Below are 4,066 nucleotides of genomic sequence, written 5' to 3'. Positions count from 1 at the left end.
TTAAAATGATGGCTAAAATAATATATCGCCATTGAAGTCCGCTGAAAAATATAGCAGTAATGCACGCAAATAAAATCAGCAATGCTGTTCCTAAATCAGGTTGGTATAGTACTAAGACAAAGGGTGCTATGGTTATAATGAATGCCGTTATAATAACAAAAAAACTAGGTGGTAAATTGCGATTACTTAGGTAGTAAGCAACCATCATTGGTGCAGATAATTTCATTAACTCAGAGGGCTGAAAACGAATGATTTTTAGATCTAACCAACGATGAGAACCATTAACCTCAACACCTATAAAATAAATCAGAACTAAGGATATGATACTGATGGTGAAAAAGATTGGTGTTAGGTTTTTAATAATGTAAGGAGGGGTAAAGGCTAATATTAGCATTGCAAATATACCAATACCCATGCGCACAGCTTGTGCTTGTACCACTGAAAAGTTCCCGCCTGAGGCACTATATAAAATGGTGAGCCCACAAGCACAAACTGCTAGTAATAATAAAAATAAAGTTGTGTCTAAGTGGAAGAGTGCTAATAGCCCTTTGGGTTTGAGGGGCTGATTGATATCATAAGGATGTATCATCATTCACCTGCCCGAGTATTTGTGGATGGTGTTTGTAATGGTGTTTTAAAGTCAGATATCCATGCGTTAATGACTTCTTTGGCTAAGGGTGCAGCGACGCCTGAACCTGAATTGCCATTTTCTATGAAAACTGTCACGACAATGGAGGGGTTATCTGCTGGTGCAAATGCTGTAAACCATGCATGATCATGATGTTTTTTGGCTAGAGTTTCCTTATTATAGACAGCATTTTGCGCTATAGATTTAACTTGGGCTGTGCCTGATTTGCCAGCGATTTGATAGTTAATTCCTTTTGCTATGCGTCGGGCAGTGCCTTGATTGCCATGGACGACGCCAATCATGCCATCAATCACACCTTGCCAATATTCAGATTTGCTGACATTAATCGGTGCGATAGGTACTGGTTTTTTGAGTGTTAGTTCTTGGGTTGCAGGATTGCGTGTTGCTTTTAAAATATGGGGTACAAAGGCTTGACCTTTTTGTGCAATAATTGTTGTGGCTTGATTAATTTGCAAAGGTGTTGTTAACCAATAACTTTGTCCGATACCTGCTGTTACTGTTTCACCATCAAACCATGGTTGATTAAAGGTTTTACGTTTATAGCTAGGTGTTGGGGATACACCTTGGCTTTCGCCTAATAAATCGATTCCTGTTGGTGTTCCTAATGAGAACTGTTTTAAATAATCAGTCATTGGTGTAATGCCCATTTTGTACGCTAAGTCGTAATAATAAACATCACATGATTGTACAAGTGATAAATATAGATTAACTTTTCCATGTCCCCATTTACGCCAATCTCTAAATTTATGTTGGCTGCCTGGTACTTGATAAAAGCCTTGGCAAGTGACTGTGGATGTTGGTGTAATGATGCCTTGTTCTAATCCCGCTAATGCAATTTGGGGTTTGATTGTAGAGCCAGGAGGGTAGCGCCCTTGCATCACACGATTTAAAAAGGGTTTTTCTGGGTCATTGTTTAGGTTGTTAAAGTCTGTATGGCTAATGCCATTGACAAATAAGTTCGGATTGTAATCAGGCTTAGAAACAAAAGCGAGAACTTCCCCTGTTTTAGGATCAAATGCTACGATTGCACCAGTATGATCACCTAAGATCTCTTCTGCGACACGTTGTAGTCGAATATCTAATGTTAAATAAATATCCTGCCCAGGTGTGGGGAGAGTTTGTTCTAATCTTCTAATGATCCTGCCACTAGAGTTGGTTTCAACTTCTTCAAATCCCATTGTGCCACGTAAAATATCTTCAAAGCTTTTTTCGGCACCTTTTTTGCCAATATGAGTAAGTGTTAAATATTGATTTTGAATGTTTTTTTCTTCGATATCTTTGAGGTCACGAGTATCAATTCTGCCAACATATCCCAATGCATGAACGGCGCTATTCAATTCAGGATAGAAGCGTGTGAGTTGAGAGGAAATTTCTACGCCATCTAGTTGGTATAAGTTCACAGCAAGAGTGTTGATTTCTTCTTCTGTTAATTGTTCTTTGATGGGGACAGCTGTTTGACGTGATGTAACACGATCGATGCGTTGATATTTGCTAATTTCTTGTTCAGAAATAGGAATCCACTGTGATAAAGTTTGAATAATTTCATCGACAGGACGTGAAATATTTTGCCGTGTAATGGTGAGGTTGAATGAGGGAATATTAGTAGCAAGTACAACACCATTACGATCAAATATATGTCCTCGTGTTGGAGGCATAGGAATGAGTTGAATTCGGTTAGAATCAGAAAGTGTGGAATATTTTTTGTGTAAATTAACTTGTAAATGAAAAAGTTGTGTTAATAGTAAGCTAAAACATACTAATATTAATAAGATAACAATGAATGTTCGATTGCGAAAGATGTTTTGTAGCTGTGCTTTGCTCTTTTTCTTGCGCTCAATTGTCTGTGAAAAGAATGACATAGCTATTTATCTTGAGGTGATTTTAAGGATATAACAAAGTTCATAGAGCAATGTATATACTAAAGGCCAAAGTAATGTAGAGGAAACGACTGAGCCAAAAACCCAAAAGTTAAAGCCAGTGGTTTGCCCCATCATATTGTTGATAACTAAGGATAATACAATTTGTAATATATAAAATCCAGCAAAAGCAGCTGAAATTTCAGTAATGGAAAGGCGTGATAGCCATTTATTATTACGTTTAGTAATATAGGCAGTGATAGCAAATGTTAGGCCATTGATACCTAGTGGATAAATAAGTGCTATATCCATTAAAATTCCAACTGCCCATGCTGAACCAATACTGAATTGTTTTTTTGTGGAATAGAGCCAGAAAAGTACAATCATCAATAAAAAATGTGGACGAAATGGCTCTAAATAGTTTGATAAAGAGATCAGCTCTAATGTTAAGCCCAATAATATAGAAATGAATAAAGCAATATAATATCTCATGGTGCCACCTCTTTGATTGTTGTTGCTGGTGGTTGAGCAATGATAGATTTTAATACTAAAACTTCTCTGATTTTATTTAATTCAGCAGTAGGCTTAGCGGTAATTTTTGCAAAATGGTTTGTAGGATCATGTTCTATGCTATCAACAACTGCAACAGGGTAGCCTTGAGGGAAACGTTGATCTAAACCGGATGAAATTAGTAGGTCTCCTACTTTGATATCTTCTTCAATTGGAATATTTAAAATATTCAAAGATTGAAAACTACCAGTGCCTTGGGCTAGACCTCTGATGCCATTACGATTAACTTGTATGGAAAAAATGTGCTGTGGGTCAGAGATCAATAGGGCTTGGCTAGAGAGTGGACCGGCATCTATGATTTGCCCCACAACTCCCGATGTATCAATAATTGGTTGATTAACTTTTATGGAATCTTGAACACCTCTATTTAGCTCAACAATATGGCGATAAGGATTGGTGTTGGTTGCAATAATTTCAGCAATGATAGATGGATATTGTAGATTATTAGAGGAACGTAATAATAATCGTAGCCTACGGTTTTCAGCAAGCAATGAAGCATTTTTTTGAACTTCAAATTCTAATGTATATTGGCGATCTTGTAATTTATTAATAGTATCGATTAATTCCGCTTTGTCACTGAACCATATTTTTAAGTGTTTACCTGCAGAACTTGGTAATTCTGCCAATAGTTTGATTGGGTGAATGATTGTATTGACAGCTGTTTTGGTAGGTTTTGTATAATCTGTTCGAGCATCAACATATAGCAATATTACCGAAAGAAGAGTTGCCAAAACCATTTTGATGGTAATGATACTCTGATTCGGTAACCATTGTTTCTTTGGTGTTGATACAGTGCGCATTCAAGTTTATTCGAGTGCAAATGCATTTAAACCATAAAGACCTTGCATTTCTAGGGCTTTACCGCCACCACGAACAACACAGGTCAGAGGATCATCAGCAATAATTGCATCTAAACCTGTTTCTTCGGCAATCAGTTTGTCAATGTTACGTAATAAAGCGCCACCACCTGTAATGACAATGCCTCGTTCAG

5 protein-coding genes are annotated in these 4,066 nt (G+C 37.1%); all 5 read right to left on the bottom strand.

What is annotated here, in order from left to right:
- Positions 1–592 (bottom strand): FtsW/RodA/SpoVE family cell cycle protein (locus tag BZK14_RS12185; RefSeq protein WP_245831352.1); only part of this gene is annotated, 592 nt, incomplete at its 3' end.
- Positions 589–2,508, bottom strand: a complete 1,920-nt coding sequence (gene mrdA, locus BZK14_RS12180; RefSeq protein ID WP_077926738.1) for a penicillin-binding protein 2 — start codon at positions 2,506–2,508, stop codon at positions 589–591. The genes BZK14_RS12185 and mrdA, both read right to left, overlap by 4 nt.
- A gap of 6 nt (positions 2,509–2,514) precedes the next feature.
- The gene (mreD, locus tag BZK14_RS12175) at positions 2,515–2,997 is read right to left on the bottom strand and encodes a rod shape-determining protein MreD (protein ID WP_077926737.1); all 483 of its coding nucleotides are present in this window, start codon (positions 2,995–2,997) and stop codon (positions 2,515–2,517) included.
- A complete protein-coding gene (mreC, locus tag BZK14_RS12170) occupies positions 2,994–3,875 on the bottom strand; it encodes a rod shape-determining protein MreC (protein ID WP_077926736.1) in 882 nt (293 codons plus the stop codon). Before mreC ends, mreD begins: the two co-directional genes overlap by 4 nt.
- 6 nt (positions 3,876–3,881) lie before the next feature.
- Positions 3,882–4,066: rod shape-determining protein (locus BZK14_RS12165; protein WP_171973727.1), on the bottom strand; the 185-nt coding region annotated here is incomplete at its 5' end.

Source organism: Wohlfahrtiimonas larvae (genome assembly GCF_002006755.1).
Lineage (GTDB): Bacteria > Pseudomonadota > Gammaproteobacteria > Cardiobacteriales > Wohlfahrtiimonadaceae > Wohlfahrtiimonas > Wohlfahrtiimonas larvae.
The sequence above is the reverse complement of the archived record's forward strand: the minus strand, read 5'-3'. Positions and strand labels throughout refer to the sequence as shown.

Bases quoted from the DNA above. Each gene is read 5' to 3' on its own strand.
- mrdA (WP_077926738.1), bottom strand. From the start codon at position 2,508: ATGTCATTCTTTTCACAGACAATTGAGCGCAAGAAAAAGAGCAAAGCA.
- mreC (WP_077926736.1), bottom strand. From the start codon at position 3,875: ATGCGCACTGTATCAACACCAAAGAAACAATGGTTACCGAATCAGAGT.
- mreD (WP_077926737.1), bottom strand. From the start codon at position 2,997: ATGAGATATTATATTGCTTTATTCATTTCTATATTATTGGGCTTAACA.